This is a genomic window from Ornithinimicrobium ciconiae (assembly GCF_007197575.1).
Classification (GTDB): domain Bacteria; phylum Actinomycetota; class Actinomycetes; order Actinomycetales; family Dermatophilaceae; genus Ornithinicoccus; species Ornithinicoccus ciconiae.
The window spans coordinates 1,391,757-1,408,509 of sequence record NZ_CP041616.1; the positions used below are offsets into that span (position 1 = coordinate 1,391,757).

At 69.7% G+C, this 16,753-nt stretch carries 16 protein-coding genes; 5 read left to right on the forward strand and 11 right to left on the reverse strand.

The window, feature by feature from the left end; all coding sequences use genetic code 11:
- The first annotated feature begins 12 nt into the window (after positions 1-12).
- Complete coding sequence (locus FNH13_RS06435; protein ID WP_143782705.1) at positions 13-204, forward strand: hypothetical protein; 192 nt, start codon at positions 13-15, stop codon at positions 202-204.
- 257 nt (positions 205-461) lie between these two features.
- Here the strand turns inward: FNH13_RS06435 and FNH13_RS06440 are convergent, their stop codons facing one another.
- From FNH13_RS06440 to FNH13_RS06455, 4 genes are all read right to left on the reverse strand, one after another.
- On the reverse strand, positions 462-1,049 hold the full coding sequence (locus FNH13_RS06440) for a DUF998 domain-containing protein (protein ID WP_143782706.1): 588 nt from the start codon (positions 1,047-1,049) through the stop codon (positions 462-464).
- 184 nt (positions 1,050-1,233) lie between these two features.
- Positions 1,234-2,154 carry a transglutaminase-like domain-containing protein gene (locus FNH13_RS06445; RefSeq protein WP_143782707.1) on the reverse strand — a complete coding sequence of 307 codons (921 nt, stop codon included), beginning with the start codon at positions 2,152-2,154 and terminating at the stop codon, positions 1,234-1,236.
- Positions 2,151-3,008, reverse strand: a complete 858-nt coding sequence (locus FNH13_RS06450) for a MerR family transcriptional regulator (protein ID WP_143782708.1) — start codon at positions 3,006-3,008, stop codon at positions 2,151-2,153. The genes FNH13_RS06445 and FNH13_RS06450 overlap by 4 nt, the downstream gene beginning before the upstream one ends.
- A 3-nt stretch (positions 3,009-3,011) precedes the next feature.
- Positions 3,012-4,697 (reverse strand): DUF885 domain-containing protein, encoded by a 1,686-nt coding sequence (locus FNH13_RS06455; RefSeq protein ID WP_228266622.1) that lies wholly within the window; start codon positions 4,695-4,697, stop codon positions 3,012-3,014.
- Positions 4,698-4,820: 123 nt separating this feature from the next.
- On the opposite strand from FNH13_RS06455, the gene FNH13_RS06460 reads away from it, so the two are divergent.
- Together FNH13_RS06460 and FNH13_RS06465 are read left to right on the forward strand one after the other, a co-directional pair.
- Positions 4,821-5,246, forward strand: a complete 426-nt coding sequence (locus tag FNH13_RS06460) for a PPOX class F420-dependent oxidoreductase (protein ID WP_143782709.1) — start codon at positions 4,821-4,823, stop codon at positions 5,244-5,246.
- Positions 5,247-5,271: 25 nt separating this feature from the next.
- Complete coding sequence (locus FNH13_RS06465) at positions 5,272-5,970, forward strand: MOSC domain-containing protein (protein WP_143782710.1); 699 nt, start codon at positions 5,272-5,274, stop codon at positions 5,968-5,970.
- A gap of 191 nt (positions 5,971-6,161) precedes the next feature.
- On the opposite strand, the gene FNH13_RS06470 is transcribed toward FNH13_RS06465, so the two are convergent.
- The 7 genes from FNH13_RS06470 to FNH13_RS06500 form a co-directional block, all read right to left on the reverse strand.
- On the reverse strand, positions 6,162-7,664 hold the full coding sequence (locus tag FNH13_RS06470) for an HNH endonuclease signature motif containing protein (protein ID WP_143782711.1): 1,503 nt from the start codon (positions 7,662-7,664) through the stop codon (positions 6,162-6,164).
- Between the two features lie 216 nt (positions 7,665-7,880).
- Complete coding sequence (locus FNH13_RS06475; protein ID WP_143782712.1) at positions 7,881-8,231, reverse strand: DUF2200 domain-containing protein; 351 nt, start codon at positions 8,229-8,231, stop codon at positions 7,881-7,883.
- A gap of 65 nt (positions 8,232-8,296) precedes the next feature.
- Positions 8,297-9,607 carry an aminotransferase family protein gene (locus tag FNH13_RS06480; RefSeq protein WP_143782713.1) on the reverse strand — a complete coding sequence of 437 codons (1,311 nt, stop codon included), beginning with the start codon at positions 9,605-9,607 and terminating at the stop codon, positions 8,297-8,299.
- Between the two features lie 13 nt (positions 9,608-9,620).
- Positions 9,621-10,961, reverse strand: a complete 1,341-nt coding sequence (locus FNH13_RS06485) for an aminotransferase class III-fold pyridoxal phosphate-dependent enzyme (RefSeq protein ID WP_143782714.1) — start codon at positions 10,959-10,961, stop codon at positions 9,621-9,623.
- Positions 10,962-11,058: 97 nt separating this feature from the next.
- Complete coding sequence (locus FNH13_RS06490) at positions 11,059-12,624, reverse strand: aldehyde dehydrogenase family protein (protein ID WP_202878879.1); 1,566 nt, start codon at positions 12,622-12,624, stop codon at positions 11,059-11,061.
- 382 nt (positions 12,625-13,006) lie between these two features.
- Positions 13,007-13,336: an acyl-CoA carboxylase subunit epsilon gene (locus FNH13_RS06495; RefSeq protein ID WP_228266623.1), complete on the reverse strand. Its 330-nt coding sequence runs from the start codon at positions 13,334-13,336 to the stop codon at positions 13,007-13,009.
- Entirely contained in the window at positions 13,333-14,940 is a 1,608-nt protein-coding gene (locus FNH13_RS06500) for an acyl-CoA carboxylase subunit beta (RefSeq protein ID WP_143782716.1), read from the reverse strand. Before FNH13_RS06500 ends, FNH13_RS06495 begins: the two co-directional genes overlap by 4 nt.
- A 181-nt stretch (positions 14,941-15,121) precedes the next feature.
- On the opposite strand from FNH13_RS06500, the gene FNH13_RS06505 reads away from it, so the two are divergent.
- Both FNH13_RS06505 and FNH13_RS06510 read left to right on the forward strand, forming a co-directional pair.
- Positions 15,122-15,883 (forward strand): biotin--[acetyl-CoA-carboxylase] ligase, encoded by a 762-nt coding sequence (locus tag FNH13_RS06505; protein ID WP_165700037.1) that lies wholly within the window; start codon positions 15,122-15,124, stop codon positions 15,881-15,883.
- Positions 15,884-15,918: 35 nt separating this feature from the next.
- Positions 15,919-16,731, forward strand: a complete 813-nt coding sequence (locus FNH13_RS06510) for an enoyl-CoA hydratase/isomerase family protein (RefSeq protein WP_143782718.1) — start codon at positions 15,919-15,921, stop codon at positions 16,729-16,731.
- The last annotated feature ends 22 nt before the right edge of the window (positions 16,732-16,753 follow it).

A 16,753-nucleotide genomic window follows, 5' to 3' on the forward strand; every position in this document is an offset into this window, starting at 1 on the left:
GGCAGACTGGCCGTGCGGTGGACCAGGACCTGGTCCCGGCGCAACCGCGGCCGGTCGGTGACGGGGAGCCCACCCCCGTGGCCGATCACGGCCGTGGCCGCCGCCCTGGCGCAGGAGCTGCAGGCGCACGATCCGCTGGCCACCCCCTATGTGGTCGAGCACAACGACCGGGTCATCCAGGTCACCTTGGACCTGGCGCTATGAGAGGCGCATCGAGCTGGGCACCGACTGGGGCGGGCTCTCGACCAAGGTCGACTACACCTACAACACCAACGAACTGGACCTACCGCTCGCTGCAGTGCTCGAGCGTGCGGGCTGGGAGAACCCGAAGCTGGGGGCGGAGGCCAAGGGGGCCCGGATCGTCGCGGCCATCGGCGCGTCCGCGGCCGTCATCGTGCCCCTGCTGATCCAGTGGTTCGTGGAGCGCTGCCCCGGCCCCTCGGCATACTCCCTGGGAGCCGTCAGGCGAAGGCCAGGAAGACGAGCGCCACCCACAGCAGCCCTGGCACGAGGGCTGATCGCTGGGCGGTCCCGGTGGTCGGGGAGTCCTCTCGCCAGGTCCGGTCGAAAGCACTCAGGCCGACCAGGAGGACGAGGGCGACGAGCAGTCCGCCGACCGTCCAGGCGATCCCCGGCAGGGCGAAGGCGGAGACCGCAGCGATGACCGGCAGGGCGAAGAAGACGACCATCCCGGCGCCGTCGTGCACGGCGTGTGCGGTGGAGAACTCCGCGGGATCGCGCTCGGGGGTGCCCGGCGGATAGCCCCGCATCGGGTCCATCGGGACCACGGAGACGACCAGCCCCAGCCCGAACATCGTCAGGACCAGACCCAGCATGCGGTGGTCGCCGGAGGTGAGCAGGGTGATTGCGCTGCCGGTGATAGCTGCCCCGCACACCACGAAGTTGGCGCGCTGGAGCCAACCCCGCGGACCGAGCGCCAGCGCACTCACCGTGTGCCGGCTGGGGGAGTAGCCCGGTCGCGTCATCCCGTCGAGGAGGAAGACGATCACGAACAGCACGGCGCCGAGGGCGCCGACCCAGTAGGGCATGACCGTCCTTTCTGCCGGCTACGTAGACAGGTCCAGCAGACCATGACTCTGCCGCGTGGGGCAGTGCCGGAAGTCATGCGACAGCCTGGCACAGCAGCCCCTCGCCTCCGTGCGGGGCCGCTCCGACGACGTGTGGCAAATGTCGTGGCGTCCCGGGCAGGGCCGTTGGGGAGGACTCACCGGCTCAGTCTGGGGTCGGGTCCAGCGCCTCCCTGACGGGCGGCGCCTGGGGCGCGAACGGGTCGAGACGCAGCACCATGGGACCGGGCCGCAGCCGCGAGGTGTAGAGCGCGGTCAGCTCGGCCTCGGCCGCCGGGTCACCCGCGTCGGCGCCCACCGTCAGCGCGGCGACCCGATCGGTCAGAGCCACCAGCTCCGCGGGAAGCGGACCGTCGGGGGTGGCCATCTCCCCCCAGAAGTCCCACAGCAGCAACTCGTCGCGGTGCCGGTGGGCCACGTCCCGCAGGACGTAGTTCTGGATGAACCACGGCCCACGCACCGGACTGTCCGGACTGACCCCGAACACCTGGGCGTCGAGGTCGCCAGCGCGCCACCCGCGCCACACCTCTGCGGCCGTGGGGAACGGGGACTCCGGCCCGACCGGCATGTCCGTGGGGGTCTCCAGGCTCCCGTGTGGGCCAGTGAGCTCGGGGTCGAAACGTACCCAGCGACCACCGGCGTCGGGGAGCCGGGCCTCGACCACCACGTGGTCATGGCAGAAGTCCGGGTTGAGATAGCGGGCGAAGCCGACGCGGCCGCGGGCCGCGACTCCCTGGTGGCGCAGCACCGCGCAGGCCAGCAGCGTGTGGTCACGGCAGCAGCCCTGCACGCGTTGCGTCAGCTCCCGGTGCTCAGCCAGCCCGACTCCGTGGCGCGCCTGATCCCGAGCAAGGATGCGCACGAGCCACCGGCCGTGGATGTCCTCACGCGTGTGCGTCGGCAGGTCCGCCATGGCCTCGCGATAGTGGACGATGACGTTGCGCGCGGCCGCCGACACGCTCTCCACGTCGGGGTCGATCGCCGCGAGGAGATGGCCCCACGGGCCGGGATCGCTGTAGGCCGTGTGCTGGTCGGCGCGGAATGCTGCCTTCTGATGAGTGTTCATCCCTGCACGCTGAGGGCCGCCCCAGGGGCCGAGTCAACCCGGTAGGGGCGCATCACCTCGGCCACGGTCCCGGCATCGGGGCTCTCGTCCCACGGCACCGGGTAGATCTCCCGCGGCGCGCCGACCGGCTGCCCGTGTCCTGCCACCCAGCGATCCACGGCCGCATAGGCGTGGAGGATCTGTGGATAGGCGCACTGATCGGCGGTCAACTCAACTCCGGCCACCTCGTGCGCCGGCTCCACCCGCAGGACCACGTCGGCGCCCGGTGCCGCGGATCCGGAGTAGGGGACGCAGACCTCGACAGGACCATCGCTGTCCGGGGTCACTGCGCCGTGATAGATCACCCAATGCTCATCGGTGTGCCTCGCCCCACCCTCGGACAGGTGAGCGCGCAGTCTGGACCGCAGGGCGATGATCGTCTCCACTAGGTCCGGCTGGGTGACGTGGGCGGTCAGCGTTGCCACGGTGCGCTCCGGAACGTGGCGGGAGCGCACTGAGTGCCCGGGAGCAGGTCGCTCGACCAACTCATCCCGCAGATAGGCCACGACACCCTCCCGGCGCCTCGCGTCCGCCACCTGCTCTGCCCACCACCGCTCCAGTAGCACGACAGCCTCGTCCGCGCTGGTGTCCAGCACCGCGGCAATCCGGGCCAGCGGCATCCCGGCCTGGCGCAGCAGTGCGATGCGCTGTGCCCGTTCCACCTGAGACGGTGCGTAGTAGCGGTAGCCGGTGTGCCGGTCCACCTCCGCTGGAGGCAGTAGCCCCGTGGAGTCGTAGAGGCGCAGTGCCTTGACGGACAGGCCGGTGGCGGCACGGAAGGCGCCGGTCGTCAGGGCCGTCGGGTCGGGGCTCATCACTCAGAGCTCGCCGAGCACCGCCTGGCGCAGCGTGTCGAGGCCGACGCCACCGATGTCGAGCGCACGGCGATGGAAGGCCTTGAGGTCGAAGGTCTCGCCCTCGCTCTCTCGGACCTGGTCGCGCAGCTGCAGCCACAGCCGCTCGCCGATCTTGTAGGAGGGTGCCTGACCCGGCCACCCGAGATAGCGGTCCAGCTCGAAGCGGGCCGACCCCTCGTCCATGTTGGTGTGGTTGTTGAGGAACTCCCACGCCTTGTCATAGGTCCACTCGCCGCCGCCGACCTCCTCGGGGGCCTCGAAACCGCAGTGCACGCCGATGTCAATCACTACGCGAGTGGCCCGCAGGGCCTGACCGTCGAGCAAGCCCATCCGGTTGCCCGGGTCGTCCATGTAGCCCAGGTCGGCCATCAGCCACTCGGCATACAGCGCCCACCCCTCACCGTGCCCGGAGGTCCAGGAAGCCATCCGGCGCCACCGGTTGAGGAGCTCACCGCGATAGACGGTCTGCCCGATCTGCAGGTGGTGACCCGGGACGCCCTCGTGGTAGACCGTCGTCAGCTCACGCCAGGTGGTGAACTCGGTGACCCCCTTGGGCACCGACCACCACATGCGTCCGGGGCGGGAGAAGTCCTCGCTCGGGCCGGTGTAGTAGACGCCGCCGGTCTGGCTCGGGGCGATCATGCACTCGATGGCGCGGACCGGCTCGGGGATGTCGAAGTGGCGATCGGCCAGGTCCGCCACGACCGCGTCGGCCTTCTCCTGCATCCACTCGCGCAGCGCGTCGGTGCCCTGGAGGATGTAGGTCGGGTCGGCGTCGAGGACCGCGATCGCCTCCTTGACCGTGGAGCCCTCCTTGATGGCCTGCGCGGTCTCCAGCATCATCGCGTCGATCCGGGCCACCTCCTCCAGACCCCAGGCGTAGGTCTCGGCCAGGTCGATCTCAGCCCCCAGGAAGCTGCGGGACGCGAGCCGGTAGCGCTCCACACCGGCCGCGTCGGACTCGGGGGCCTGGGGCAGGATCTCCTCGGTCAGGTAGTTCTCCAGGGTGCCGAAGGCCGCCTTGGCCTCGGCGACCGCGGCCGCCAGCTCTTCGCGCACATCCACCGGGGCGGCCTCTGCCTCGGCGAGCAGGGCCCCGTAGGTGGAGGCATCACCGGCCTGGTCGGCGCACTGCTCAGCCACCTTCTCCACCTGCCGGCGGGGGGAGACCGCGCCGTGACCGGCGGAGTAGGCGAGTGCCCCGGCATACTGCTGGAGAGCAGGTCCGACCGCCCGGAGGCGGCGGGTGATGGTGCCCCAGTCCTCTGCGCTCTCCTTGGGCATGATGTCGAAGATGTCGCGCACGGACTGGACGGGACAGGCGATGACGTTGAGCTCCATCGGGTCCTGCCCGGCCACCATGCGGTCGATGCCCTCGATCTCCAGCGACAGGCGCTCACGCATGGCTGCGACGGTCACCTTGTCGACGTCGTCGCTCGGGGTGGACGCCGCCAGCAGGTCCAGGGTGCGAGCGTTGAGATCACGGTGGGCCCCCAGCCCGTCGATGGACAGGTCGTCAATCTCGTCGGTGCGTCCGGGCACGCCCATGTAGGTGGCGCTCATCGGGCTCAGGGCGATCGTGTCCTGCAGGTGCGCCTCGGCGATGCGGTCGATCTCGGTCTGGGGACGGTTCGTGGTCTCAGTCACGGTGAGGACGTTATCTCAGGCCGGCCGCTGGAGCCATGCGCTTTCTGTGGCGGGCTGGCGTGCGCACCCAGGACCTCACGTCTGCTTCGCTGACGTCGCGCAACCGGGCAGTACGTTGGAGGCATGGCCCTCACCGACACGCACCTGCAGTTCCTCACAGACCACAACCTGGCGAGTCTGGCGACCCTCAAACGCGACGGACGTCCGCAGTTGTCCCAGGTGGGCTATCACTTCGACGCCGGGACGCAGACCTTCCGCATCTCGATCACGGGCACCCGGGCGAAGTTCAAGAACCTGCGCCGTGACCCGCGCGCCACCCTGATGGTCGTCGGTGGCCGCTGGGAGTATCTCGTCGTCGATGGTGACGCCAGCCTCGGGGAGGTCACCAGCGACCCGCACGACGCTGCCGGTGATGCGTTGGTCGACCTTTACCGCACCCTGGCGGGGGAACACCCCGACTGGGAGGAGTACCGCGCGGCGATGGTGGCCGAGCAGCGACTGGTGCTCTCGGTCATCGCGACGCACGCCTACGGCATCGTCCCGTCCTGATTCCTCGCCGCGTACCGTTGCCCCCATGAGCGCACCACGTGTCCTGTCCGTCAACATCGGCAAGGCGGTGGCGACCGACCACACGAGCGCACCGAGAGGGACAACAGGGATCGACAAGTATGCCGTCAGCTCGCTGACCGTCCGTGCGCCCGGGCCGAAGGTGGGTGGGCTCGGCAGCGGCGTGGTCGGTGACCACATCGGTGACCAACGGTTCCACGGTGGGGACAACAAGGCGGTCTATCTGTTTGCCCGCGAGGAATTGGACTGGTGGGAGATCGAGACGGGGCGGCCGCTGCGCTCGGGCATCTTCGGGGAGAACGTCACCACCGTCGACCTCGATGTCGACGGGCTGGCCGTGGGGACGCGCCTCGCGGTGGGTGATCCCGATGAGCCCGAGGCGGTGTTGCGGGTCGCCGGACCGCGGATTCCGTGTCGCACCTTTGCCGGCCATCTCGGCGAGCGCCAGTGGATCAAACGGTTCACCGCCCGTGGGCTGACCGGCGCCTACTGTGCTGTCGAGCAACCGGGGGAGATCTGGGCCGGGCGCGCTCTCACGGTGATGGACGTGCCGGGTCATGGGCTGACCGTGCCGCAGATGTTCAGGGCGCTGACCGGAGACCTGGAACTGGTCGAGCAGGTGATCGCCGCGCGGGTGTTGGTGGGGGAGGAGCTCGCGCAGCTGGCGGAGTCCTTCGAGCGTCGCACGGGGCGTCGCCCGGCCTGAGCATGTGCCCGCTGCAGGGCGGGGGCCCACGGTGCTCTCGTGCCTGGCGGTGGGCCTGATGAATGCCTCGTCCCCGGCGGTGGGCCTGATGAATGCCTCGTGCCCGGCGGTGGGCCCGATGAACGCCTCATGCATGGGTCGTGGCATGACGATGCACCCCACCGGATCTGGTGGGGTGCGGTGCTCGGTGGTCAGGAGAAGCCGGCTGACGTGAGTGGGCCGTTGCTGCTGAAGGTGCTGGGCAGGTGCCAGGTGACACCGGTGTCGGTGACAGTGGCGGTGAAGCCGTACTTGTGCACGATGGTGTGGTGCCGTTGGCAGAGTGCAGCGGCGTTGAGCAGGTCGGTGCGACCTCCGAAGACCCAGTGCAGGACGTGGTGAATCTGGCACCAGGCGGGTGGGACGGTGCAACCTGGAAAACTGCAGTGCCGGTCTCGTAGGTAGACAGCTTTGCGCTGTCCCGGCGTGAAGAGTCGCTTCAGCCGGCCGACGTCCAGCGGCTCCGAGGGTCCGCCGAGGACCACGGGGTAGAGGTCGGCATCGCAGGCCAGGCGGCGAATGGCACCGGGAGACAGGTGATGGCCGTGCTCGTCGATGCCGCCACCGGGGACCAGGCCCTTGAGTGCCTCCAGATTGGTGGTGACCTGAATCTTGGCAGCGCCACTGGTGGGCAGGTCGGAGTCGTCGGTTGCGGCGGACCGGCCGAGGATCTCGACCAGGGCGTCGGCACGGCGTTGGGAGGCGGTGCGGGGGTCGTGCTGCTGGTGGCCGAACTCGTCGGCGCTGGGCCGGGGCTTGGTCAACGGATCCAGCGCGGCCTGCAGGATGCCCTCGGCCTCCTCATCAAGCAGCAACTGCCACTCGGCCAGCCCAGCGACGGTCCCGACGCGTCGCAACAGCCGCCGGTTGGTCAGCTTTTCCTCGTCGCTGTCGTCGTCATCAGGCTTCTTGAGGGCGAGCTTGGCCTCGCGGATGGCCAGGGTCATCTGGGCGCTGGTGAGGCTCTCGATGTTGTCGGTCAGCAACGTGACCATCGCGGCCAGGGACTGCTCATCGGCGATGGGGGTCATCTCCTGGGCGAAGCGCACCACCTGGTTGGCCAAACCGACACGAGCCGTGCCGTCGGTGACCTTGTGGGAGAGTGCCTCGAGGGACGGCTCGCTGTGGGCCGTGGCCAGGCGCGCGGTGGAGAGAGCCTCGGACCGATCGATCTGCGGGGCCCACGTGCCGACCCAGTCAGGGACCGAGTGGCCGGTGGCGGCAGGCAGGCCCCGGGTCAGCGCCTCGCTGGTGGCCATGACCAGCAACGACTGGGCTGCCTGGACCATCGCCTGTGCCAGCCCCACGGTCTCCCCGATCGCCTGCTCGGGCAGCACGGCCATCGGGAACTGCCCGGCCAACATCTGGGTCATTGCAGCCGCGCCGGCGAGAAACTCCGGCACGGCATGCCCCGACGTGGTGGCCGCGGCCTCAGCGGCCAGCAGTGCAACGGCTGACGCGGTCTCGGATCCGGGCACTCCTGGTGCTGGGTCAGGCACCAGTGGCCCGGACGATGCTGTGCCGGCCGCGGGGAGGGGGCCGGTCCCGATCACCGGCAGGTAGCGCATCGGGCCGTCTGCCGTGAGCGCGGCGCTGGGCGCAGAGGCCTCTGGGGCGCCCTCCGCGCCGCTGCAGTGCCGCTCCCGCTGATCCATGAATAGAACATATGTGCCAGCACTGACAGTGGTGCGAAGCAGAGGAGTTTTCCCTGGTCAGGACAAGGGGTAAGCGGACGAGAGGAGGTAGAGGGGGTGGGGGCGGAGGTGGAAGGGGACGTGAGGCTGGAAGGTGGAAGGGGACGTGAGGCTGGAAGGTGGAAGGTGGAAGGGGACGGGGAGGACGTGAGGGTGGAAGGCGGAAGAGTGTGGAGATCAGGCGTGTAGGGCGCGCAGGACCTTCTCCATGGCTTTTCCCTTGGCGAGCTCGTCGACCAGCTTGTCGAGATAGCGGATCTGCTGCATCAACGGATCCTCGATGTCCTCGACCCGAATGCCGCAGATGACACCGGTGATCAGCTCGGCGTGCGGGTTGAGGCGGGCCTGTGCGAAGAACTCCTCGAACGTCGTCTCAGCGTCGAGGTGACCCTGCAACTCATGGGTGTCGAAACCGGTGAGCCAGGCGATGACCTCGTCCAGCTCGTCCCTGGTGCGCCCCTTGCGCTCAAGCTTGGCGACATAGAGGGGGTAGACCTTCGCGACGCTCATGGAGAACAACTTGCTCATCGCGCCAGCGTCGCAGAGGAGTCCGAGGGCGCTTGGTTGACCCACGAGGCTGTGTGGAGACCGGCTCAGGCGGGCAGGACCTCACCGACGGCCGTGGCGACCAGGTCGGCCAGCCGCTCGACCTGCTCCGAAGTGATAACCAGCGGCGGACCGAGCACGAGCAGGTCGCCATCGGTGCCGTCAGCGCAGCCCGTGCCCGGATAGATCAGAACCCCGGCCGCCTTGCCGGCTGCGAGGACACGCTCGGTGACCCGCTCACTGCGCGGGAACGGTGTCCGGGTGTCGCGGTTCACGACCAGCTCCACAGCGCGCAGCAGCCCCAGTCCGCGGATGTCGCCCACGTGGGGGTGCTCGCCCAGCCGCGCCTGCAGCGCAGCGCCCAGCTGATCGCCGCGCACCGCCGAGGCCGTCACCAGCTCGTGCTCGGTCAGATAGTCCAGCACGGCCAGGCCGGCTGCCGCCCCGACGTGGTGGTGGGAGTAGGTGAACCCGTGGGTCAGTGAGGCCTCACCAATCGTGTCGTGCACGGCGCCACTGGCCACCGCCAGCCCCAGCGGCCAGTAGCCCGAGGCCGCCCCCTTGGCTGCCACCAAAAGGTCGGGCACCAACCCGAAGTGCTCGCTGGCAAACCAGGTGCCGGTCCGGCCGAAGCCGGTCATGACCTCATCGGCCACGACCAGCACCCCATGCCGGGCGCAGACCTCCTGCACGGCCGGCCAGTAGTCCTGCGGTGGGACACACGCACCGAGCGCGGCACCGGACACCGGCTCGGCGATGAAGGCCGCCACCCGCTGGGGCCCGAGCTGCTCGATCAGGCTCTCCAGCTGGGTCGCGTGCCACTGCCCGCACGCCTGCGGGTGCACGGGAGAGGCACAGCGGTACTCGTAGGGCGTGCCGGTGTGCGCTGCCTGACCTAGCCAGGGAAGGTAGGGCGCCCGCAGCCCGTCCCGGGAGCCCACGTCCAGAGCCCCTCGGGTGTTGCCGTGGTAGGACCCGGACCGGCCGATCACGATGTGCCGGTCCTCGCCGCGGGCCAGGTGATAGGCGCGCGCCATCTTCAGCGCCGTCTCGACCGCCTCGCTGCCACCCGACACCGGATAGACCCGCGCGTCAGGCACCGGGAGTATGCCGGCCAGCCGGTCGGCATACTCCTCCAGGGCCGTGCCGGTGAAGGCACTGCCGTGGGCGTAGGCGAGGTCCGCGGACTGCGCGGCGATCGCCGCGCCGATCTCGGCGACACCATGACCGATGCCGACCACGATTGCCCCGCCGGAGCCGTCGAGATAGGTCCGCCCGTCGGCGTCGACGATCTCGCACCCCTGCCCGCGGACCGCGACCGGAAGGTCGCGGCCGCGGGCGAAGACGTGTCCGCCCACCTGGGGCCCCCGCTCAGGCCTCGAGCGCGGCGAGTGCCTCGCCCAGGACGCGCAGGGCGGTGGTGGCCTCCTCCGCGGTGAACACCAACGGCGGGGACATGCGGATGGTCCGCACACCGCAGTCCAGGACCAGCAGTCCGCGCTGGAAGGCCTGGTTCTGGGCCTCGGCGGCTGTGGCCGCGTCACGGAACTCGACGCCGATCATCAGACCGACACCGCGCACGTCGGTGATCACCTCGGGGTGCTTGGCCTGCAGCTCGCGCAGCCCGGTGAGCAGCTGGTCGCCGATGGTGGTGGCGTTGGCCAGCAGGCCCTCCTCCTGGATGGTGCGCAGCGTGGCCAGCCCGGCCGCGCAGGGGATGGGGCTGCCGCCGTAGGTGGAGCCGTGCGCACCGGCGCCCCACTTCTCCATCAGCTCGGCCCGGGCCGCGAAGGCGCCCAGCGGCAGGCCGGAGGCCAGACCCTTGGCGCTGATCAGGATGTCGGGCTGGACGTCGGCCAGCTCGATCGCCCACATCCTGCCGGTGCGGCCCATGCCGGACTGCACCTCGTCGGCGACCAGCAGGATGCCGTGCTCGTCGCACAGCGCGCGCAGGCGCTGCACCCAGGAGGCCGGCGGGACGATGTAGCCACCCTCGCCCTGCACCGGCTCCAGGAAGATCGCCGCGACCTCACTGGGGTCCACCTCGGTCTCGAAGAGGCGGTCCAGCTCGGCGAAGGTGGCCTCCTCGTCGTGGCTGCGGTGACCGTTCTCGTCGATCTCCGCGAAGGCGAAGGGCACGTGGTGCACCCCGGAGAGCAGGGGGCCGAATCCCTTGTGGTACTTCGACTTTGACGCCGTCAGGCTGACCGCGCCATAGGTCCGGCCGTGGAAGGCGCCGAAGAAGCTGATCAGGTGCTGGCGTCCCGTCGCATAGCGGGCCAGCTTGATCGCACCCTCGACCGCCTCCGCGCCGGAGTTGGTGAGGAAGACCCGCGTCGGCCCCTCCATCGGCAGGGTCTCGGCCAGCGCGGCGCACATCTGGGAGTAGATCGGCAGGTAGAAGTCGCTCGCTGAGTAGTGCAGCAGCTGGTCGGCCTGCTCCTTGATGGCCGCGACCACCGCTGGGTGGGTGTGCCCGGTGGAGTTCACGGCGATGCCGGCGTTGAGGTCGAGGAAGAGGTTGCCGTCGACGTCCTCCATCGTCGATCCGCTGGCCCGCTTGGGGACCAGGGGATAGGCGCGGGGGAGCGAGGGGCTGGTCACGGCCCCGTCACGGTCCAGCACCTTCTGCCCCTCGGGGCCGGGCAGGGCGGTGCGGATGTCCGGGACTGGCCGGGCCGGGTCGATGCCCTGCTGGTCGGTCTCTGTCATGGTGGCGCTCATCTGGTCAGGGGTCCTCTCGGGTGCTCTGGTATGTCGGGTGGTCGCGTGATCTGTCTCGTCACGTGGACCGGTGGTCGGGTATGAGTCAGGCGACCACGGTGCGCGACTGCTCGCGCATGAACTGCTGGACGTAGTAGAGCCCGCCGCCGGCATTGCCGTAGGTGCCCGAGCCCTTCCAGCCGCCGAACGGCTGCACGCCCGGCCAGGCGCCGGTGGTGGCCCCCGCGGGACGGTTCACATAGACCACGCCGGCCTCGATGGTGTCGAAGAACTGCTGGATCTCGGCCTCGTCGGTGGAGAAGAAGCCAGCCGTCAGCCCCAGGTCGGAGTCGTTGGCCAGCTCCAGTCCCTGCTCCAGGGAGTCCACCGGTGCGATGGCCAGGAAGGGCAGGAACAGCTCGTCGCGGAAGAGCCGGTCCTCCAGCGGCAGGTCGGTGACGATCGTCGGGGAGACGTAGTGGCCCTGGACACCGTCGGGGGTCTGACCGACGACCTCGCCACCGAGCACGATGGTGCCTGCCTCGCGGGCGTGGGCGACGGCCTTCTCGTAGCGTCGCACAGACTCCTCCTCGATCACCGGACCGAGGAAGGTGTCGCGCTTGGTGGGGTCGTCCATGACGAGCGAGGAGGCGCGCTCGAGAATCTTGGCCAGCAGCTCGTCATACACCTCCCGCTCGACGTAGACCCGGGAGTTGGCCGAGCACTTCTGGCCCGAGAAGCTGAAGGCTGAGCGGGTGATGCCCTGGGCGGCGAGGTCGAGGTCTGCCTTGGCGGTGACGATGGTGGGGTTCTTGCCGCCCATCTCGCAGATGACCGGCTTGGGGTATGCCGTGGCGAACTCGCGGTAGATCGACATGCCGACGGCGTAGGAGCCGGTGAAGGTGATGCCGTCGACGTCCGGGTGGGACACGATGGCCTGGCCAACCTCGTCCCCACCGGGGAGCAGGTGGAAGGCCTCGGCCGGGACGCCGGACTCGCGCAGGCAGTCCATGAACAGGGCGGAGGAGAAGGTGCCCTGCGGGGCAGGCTTGAGGACGACGGTGTTGCCAGCGACGAGGGCCCCGCCCGCGGGACCGGCGGCCAGCGCCATCGGGTAGTTGAAGGGCACGATCACGCCCCACACGCCGTAGGGACGCATGACGCTGCGGGTGCTCTCCTTGTCGAGCAGCTTGTCCATGTCCTTGGCGAAGCCGTTGTTCTTCTCCATCTGGGTGCAGTAGTAGCGGATCAGGTCCGCTGCCTCCTCCACGTCGCCCAGCGCCTCAAGGCGGTTCTTGCCGACCTCCATGGTCATCACGGCGGCGAACTCGGCGCAGCGGTCGCTGATCATCTCGGCGGCGGCGCGCAGGACGCGCACCCGCTCCTGCCAGTCGGTGTTGCCCCAGCTGCTGCGGCCGGCCTTGGCGGCAGCCACCGCGTCCGTGACGTCGTCCGTGGTCGCCGACGCGACGGTGCACAGGGTCACCGACGTGTCGACGGGGCTGTGCACCTCGAAGGTCTCCCCGCCGGGACGGTCCTCCCCGTTGACGAAGGGGGTGATATGCCGGCCCAGCCAACCGCGGGCTGTCTCCAGCCCCTCCTCGTACCAGGCGTGCAGGTCCTCGTTGTCAGCGGACAGGGTCGCGTATGTGACCCGGAAGCGGGACGCCATTGTCATTCCTCCGTCGATGCGTGGGGCACGCGCCGCAGCGGGTGCGGGGTCCCCTCGGTGTCTGGGTTGCAGTGTCGGGCGCGCCACGGATTACTGCTGTGCGCGACCATGCTTCGGACAGTACCTCAGGTAGGCTCGGATGTCTGCCACCGGATCCTGTCAAACAGGTGAAACAACGGTTATTTTCCCGTTGAAGACGCTGAATAGCGGTGATTGTCCTCATGGAGAGGGTGTTGACAGGAAGGCCTCCTGACAGGTGGTCTTGGGTGTCGGAGCCATGGCACGCTGTGGGCACAGACGTCGCGGGCAACGTTCGAGCGTGCGCGGCGCTCGGCGGCGCGGTGGCAGTCGGGGTGCGGTGGTAGTCGGGTGCGGTGCGCCCTCAGTGCGGCATGGCCGACGCGCGCCAGGCGCCCGGACCGGGGGTGACACGTTGGGCGGGCAGCCGGGCCGAGCGCCCCCACAGGGACGTAGTCGGCGTTGCTGTCGCCTCGCCAGAGTCACCGCCGCCGACGACCGCCAGCACGGCCGTGAGGGCCGCGACCTCTTCCGCAGTGGGGTTGCCCGAGACGACCTTGAGCACCGGCGTGGAAGATGTGTGATCTGTGTCGGCGGTGGCGGTGTCGGTGCCCCCGGTGGCAGTGTCTGCGGCAGTGTCCGCACCGGTGTCGGTGGCGCTCATGCCGTCCGGGCTCTCGCTCTGGTCGCTCACAGTGGGATGTTCCCGTGCTTGCGCGGGGGCCGGGTGTCCCGCTTGGTGGCCAGGGTGCGCAGGGCCTTGCTGATCTCCAGGCGCGTCTGGGACGGGGCGATCACCGCGTCGATGTAGCCCCGCTCGGCGGCGATGTAGGGGTTGGCCAGAGTGTCCTCATACTCCTGGATGCGCCGGGCGCGCTCGGCGTCGACGTCGCGTCCCTCCTCGGCCGCCTGGGCCAGCTGCTTGCGATAGAGGATGTTGGCCGCCCCCTGAGCGCCCATCACGGCGATCTGCGCTGTCGGCCAGGCCAGATTGATGTCCGCTCCGAGGTGCTTGGACCCCATCACGTCATAGGCCCCGCCGTAGGCCTTGCGAGTGATCACGGTGACGAGCGGGACGGTCGCCTCGGCATACGCATAGAGCAGTTTGGCGCCGCGCCGGATGATGCCGCCGAACTCCTGGTCGGTGCCCGGCAGGAACCCGGGCACGTCCACGAAGGTGAGGATCGGGACGTTGAAGGCGTCACAGGTCCGCACGAACCTCGCGGCCTTCTCCGAGGCGTTGATGTCCAGGGTTCCCGCGAACTGCATTGGTTGGTTGGCCACGATGCCGACCGAGCGACCCTCGACCCGACCGAAGCCGCAGACGATGTTCGGTGCGAACAGGGCCTGCACCTCGAGGAACTCACCATCGTCGAGCATGTGCCGGATGACCGTCTGGATATCGTAGGGCATGTTGGCCGAGTCCGGCACCAGCGTGTCCAGCTCGAGGTCCTCCTCGGTGACCTCCAGCTCGGCGTCGGACTCAAAGGCCGGGGTCTCCTCCAGGTTGTTCTGGGGCAGGTGCGACAGCAGCTCCTTGACGTAGTCAATGGCATCCGCCTCGTCGCTGCCCATGTAGTGCGCCACCCCGGAGACCGTGTTGTGGGTGCGGGCCCCACCGAGCTCCTCGAAGGTGACGTCCTCACCGGTGACGGTCTTGATGACGTCGGGGCCGGTGATGAACATGTGCGAGGTCTGGTCGACCATGACCACGAAGTCGGTGATCGCGGGGGAGTAGACCGCGCCACCTGCGGCCGGGCCCATCACCAGGGAGATCTGCGGGATGACACCCGAGGCGTGCACATTGCGCTTGAAGATCTCGGCATAGAGACCCAGGGCGACCACGCCCTCCTGGATGCGGGCCCCGCCGGAGTCGTTGATCCCGATGACGGGACAACCCACCTTCATCGCCAGGTCCATCACCTTGACGATCTTCTCGCCGAAGACCTCGCCGAGCGAGCCGCCGAAGACCGTGAAGTCCTGGGCGAAGACCGCCACCGGGCGTCCGTCGACCGTGCCGTAGCCGGTGACGACACCGTCGCCGTAGGGGCGGCTCTGCTCCTGACCGAAGGCGGTGGAGCGGTGCCGGGCCAGGGCGTCGAGCTCGGTGAAGGACCCCTCGTCGAGCAACATGTCGATGCGCTCGCGGGCGGTCTGTTTGCCCTTGGCGTGCTGCTTCTCCACCGCTCGTGCCGAGCCGGCGTGCACGGCCTCCTCGACCCGCTCGTGATAGTCGGCGAGCTTGCCGGCCGTCGTGTGGATGTTGGGTGCGGTGGCTTCCTGAGAGTCCGCGGTCATGGGGGACAACTTATCCCGTGCTCGCCGCGGCCCAACGGCGCGGGTCCAAGAAGGCTGTGTCGGTGAAGCGCTCCTCGTCACACACCCACTGTGCGGAGAGCCGCTCCTGGCAGAGGGTGTGCGGCGGCGGGGTGAGCAGTGGGCACGAGGCAGCAGCGGAGCAGGTCACTACCCTGGCCCGATGGCCCGCATCCCCTGGGAGCCCTCCGAGTGGCACCCGAGCATCGACTCGACGAACCTCGAGGCGGCTCGCGACCCCCGCCCCGGACGTGTGGTCGTCGCCGACCACCAGAGTGGTGGGCTGGGCCGGCGGGGCCGGTCCTGGACCGCCCCGCCGGACACTGCGGTGGCGATCAGCGCTGTCCTGCCCGCACCGGGTCCGGACCTGATCGGGTGGGTCCCGCTGGTCGCCGGCCTCTCCGTCGTGCAGGCACTGCAGGAGAGCCGGTATGCCGTGCCCGCCGTGCTCAAGTGGCCCAACGACGTGCTGGTCCAGGAGGAGGGGGAGTGGCACAAGGTCTGTGGGGTGCTCGCCCAGGCGATCCCCGACACGCCCGCCGGGTCGGTCGTGGTGGTCGGGGCAGGCGTCAACATCGATCAGGTGCGCGACCAGCTGCCGGTGGCCACCGCGACGTCGTGGCGACTCTCCCGCGGTGGCGGGGCACCCCTCCCGGAGGGTGCCCGCGAGCAACTCGTCGCTGACTATCTCCAGCGCCTGGCCGACCTGATGGGCGTTCTGGAGGAGGATCCGGAACGGGTGCGGACGGCATACCGGCAAGGGTGCTCGACACTCGGCCAGGAGGTGGCCGTGCACCTGCCGGCGGGCGGGACCCGCACCGGCAGGGCTGTGGCGGTCGATCAGTCCGGCGCGCTGGTCGTCGAGGGCGGCGGCGCCCGCACCGTCCATGTCGCAGGTGACGTCGTGCACGTCCGACCTGCCTGATGACGGCTGTCGCACACCGTGGATAACCTGGCCCCATGAGCGACGCAACGACCCGCGGGGCCCCGACGATGCTGCAGATCACCCGGCACGGGGAGGGCGGTCACGTCGCCGAGCTGGTGTTGGACCGGCCGGAGGCGATGAATGCGATCTCGACCGCCTTCGCCGAGGAGATCACTGCGGCCACGAGTGCCTTGGCGGCCGATCCGAGCGTGCGGGCGGTGGTGGTGACCTCGACGCACCCCCGGGCCTTCTGCGTCGGGGCCGACCTCAAGGAGCGCAACTCCTTCACCGACGCCGACCTGATGCGTCAGCGGCCGCTCACCCAGCAGGCCTATGGCGGAGTGCTCAACCTGCCGGTGCCCGCCTTTGCGGCCGTCGAGGGATTTGCCCTCGGCGGGGGTCTGGAGATCGCCCTGTCCTGTGACGTGATCGTCGCCGGCGAGGGTGCACTGGTGGGTCTGCCCGAGGTGTCGGTGGGCGTTATCCCCGGCGGTGGGGGCACCCAGCTGCTCACCCGCCGTATCGGCTGGTCCCGAGCGGCGAAGGCGATCTTCACCGCCGCCAAGCTGCCCGCCGCGGAGGCCTTCGAGCTCGGGATTGTCGATGAGCTGGTCTCCCCAGGCACGGCCCGCGACCGCGCGTTGGAGCTGGCCACCGTCGTTGCCGGCCACAGCCCGGTGGGCGTGCGCAGCGCCAAGCGCGCGATGCGACTGGGCGCCGACGTCGACCTGCAGACCGGGCTGCAGGTGGAGGACGCCTGCTGGCGCGCCACGGCCTTCTCCGCAGACCGGGCCGAGGGGGTGGCGGCCTTCGCTGAGAAGCGCCCGCCGAACTGGCCGGGCCACTAGCATGTGGGGACGGCGAACGCGC

Excerpts from the sequence above, each read along its gene's own strand:
- FNH13_RS06510 (WP_143782718.1), top strand. The coding sequence starts at position 15,919 with ATGAGCGACGCAACGACCCGCGGGGCCCCGACGATGCTGCAGATCACC.
- FNH13_RS06465 (WP_143782710.1), top strand. The coding sequence starts at position 5,272 with ATGAGCGCACCACGTGTCCTGTCCGTCAACATCGGCAAGGCGGTGGCG.
- FNH13_RS06460 (WP_143782709.1), top strand. The coding sequence starts at position 4,821 with ATGGCCCTCACCGACACGCACCTGCAGTTCCTCACAGACCACAACCTG.
- FNH13_RS06440 (WP_143782706.1), bottom strand. The coding sequence starts at position 1,049 with ATGCCCTACTGGGTCGGCGCCCTCGGCGCCGTGCTGTTCGTGATCGTC.
- FNH13_RS06450 (WP_143782708.1), bottom strand. The coding sequence starts at position 3,008 with ATGAGCCCCGACCCGACGGCCCTGACGACCGGCGCCTTCCGTGCCGCC.
- FNH13_RS06500 (WP_143782716.1), bottom strand. The coding sequence starts at position 14,940 with ATGACCGCGGACTCTCAGGAAGCCACCGCACCCAACATCCACACGACG.
- FNH13_RS06505 (WP_165700037.1), top strand. The coding sequence starts at position 15,122 with ATGGCCCGCATCCCCTGGGAGCCCTCCGAGTGGCACCCGAGCATCGAC.
- FNH13_RS06485 (WP_143782714.1), bottom strand. The coding sequence starts at position 10,961 with ATGACAGAGACCGACCAGCAGGGCATCGACCCGGCCCGGCCAGTCCCG.
- FNH13_RS06470 (WP_143782711.1), bottom strand. The coding sequence starts at position 7,664 with ATGGATCAGCGGGAGCGGCACTGCAGCGGCGCGGAGGGCGCCCCAGAG.
- FNH13_RS06475 (WP_143782712.1), bottom strand. The coding sequence starts at position 8,231 with ATGAGCAAGTTGTTCTCCATGAGCGTCGCGAAGGTCTACCCCCTCTAT.
- FNH13_RS06490 (WP_202878879.1), bottom strand. The coding sequence starts at position 12,624 with ATGGCGTCCCGCTTCCGGGTCACATACGCGACCCTGTCCGCTGACAAC.
- FNH13_RS06445 (WP_143782707.1), bottom strand. The coding sequence starts at position 2,154 with ATGAACACTCATCAGAAGGCAGCATTCCGCGCCGACCAGCACACGGCC.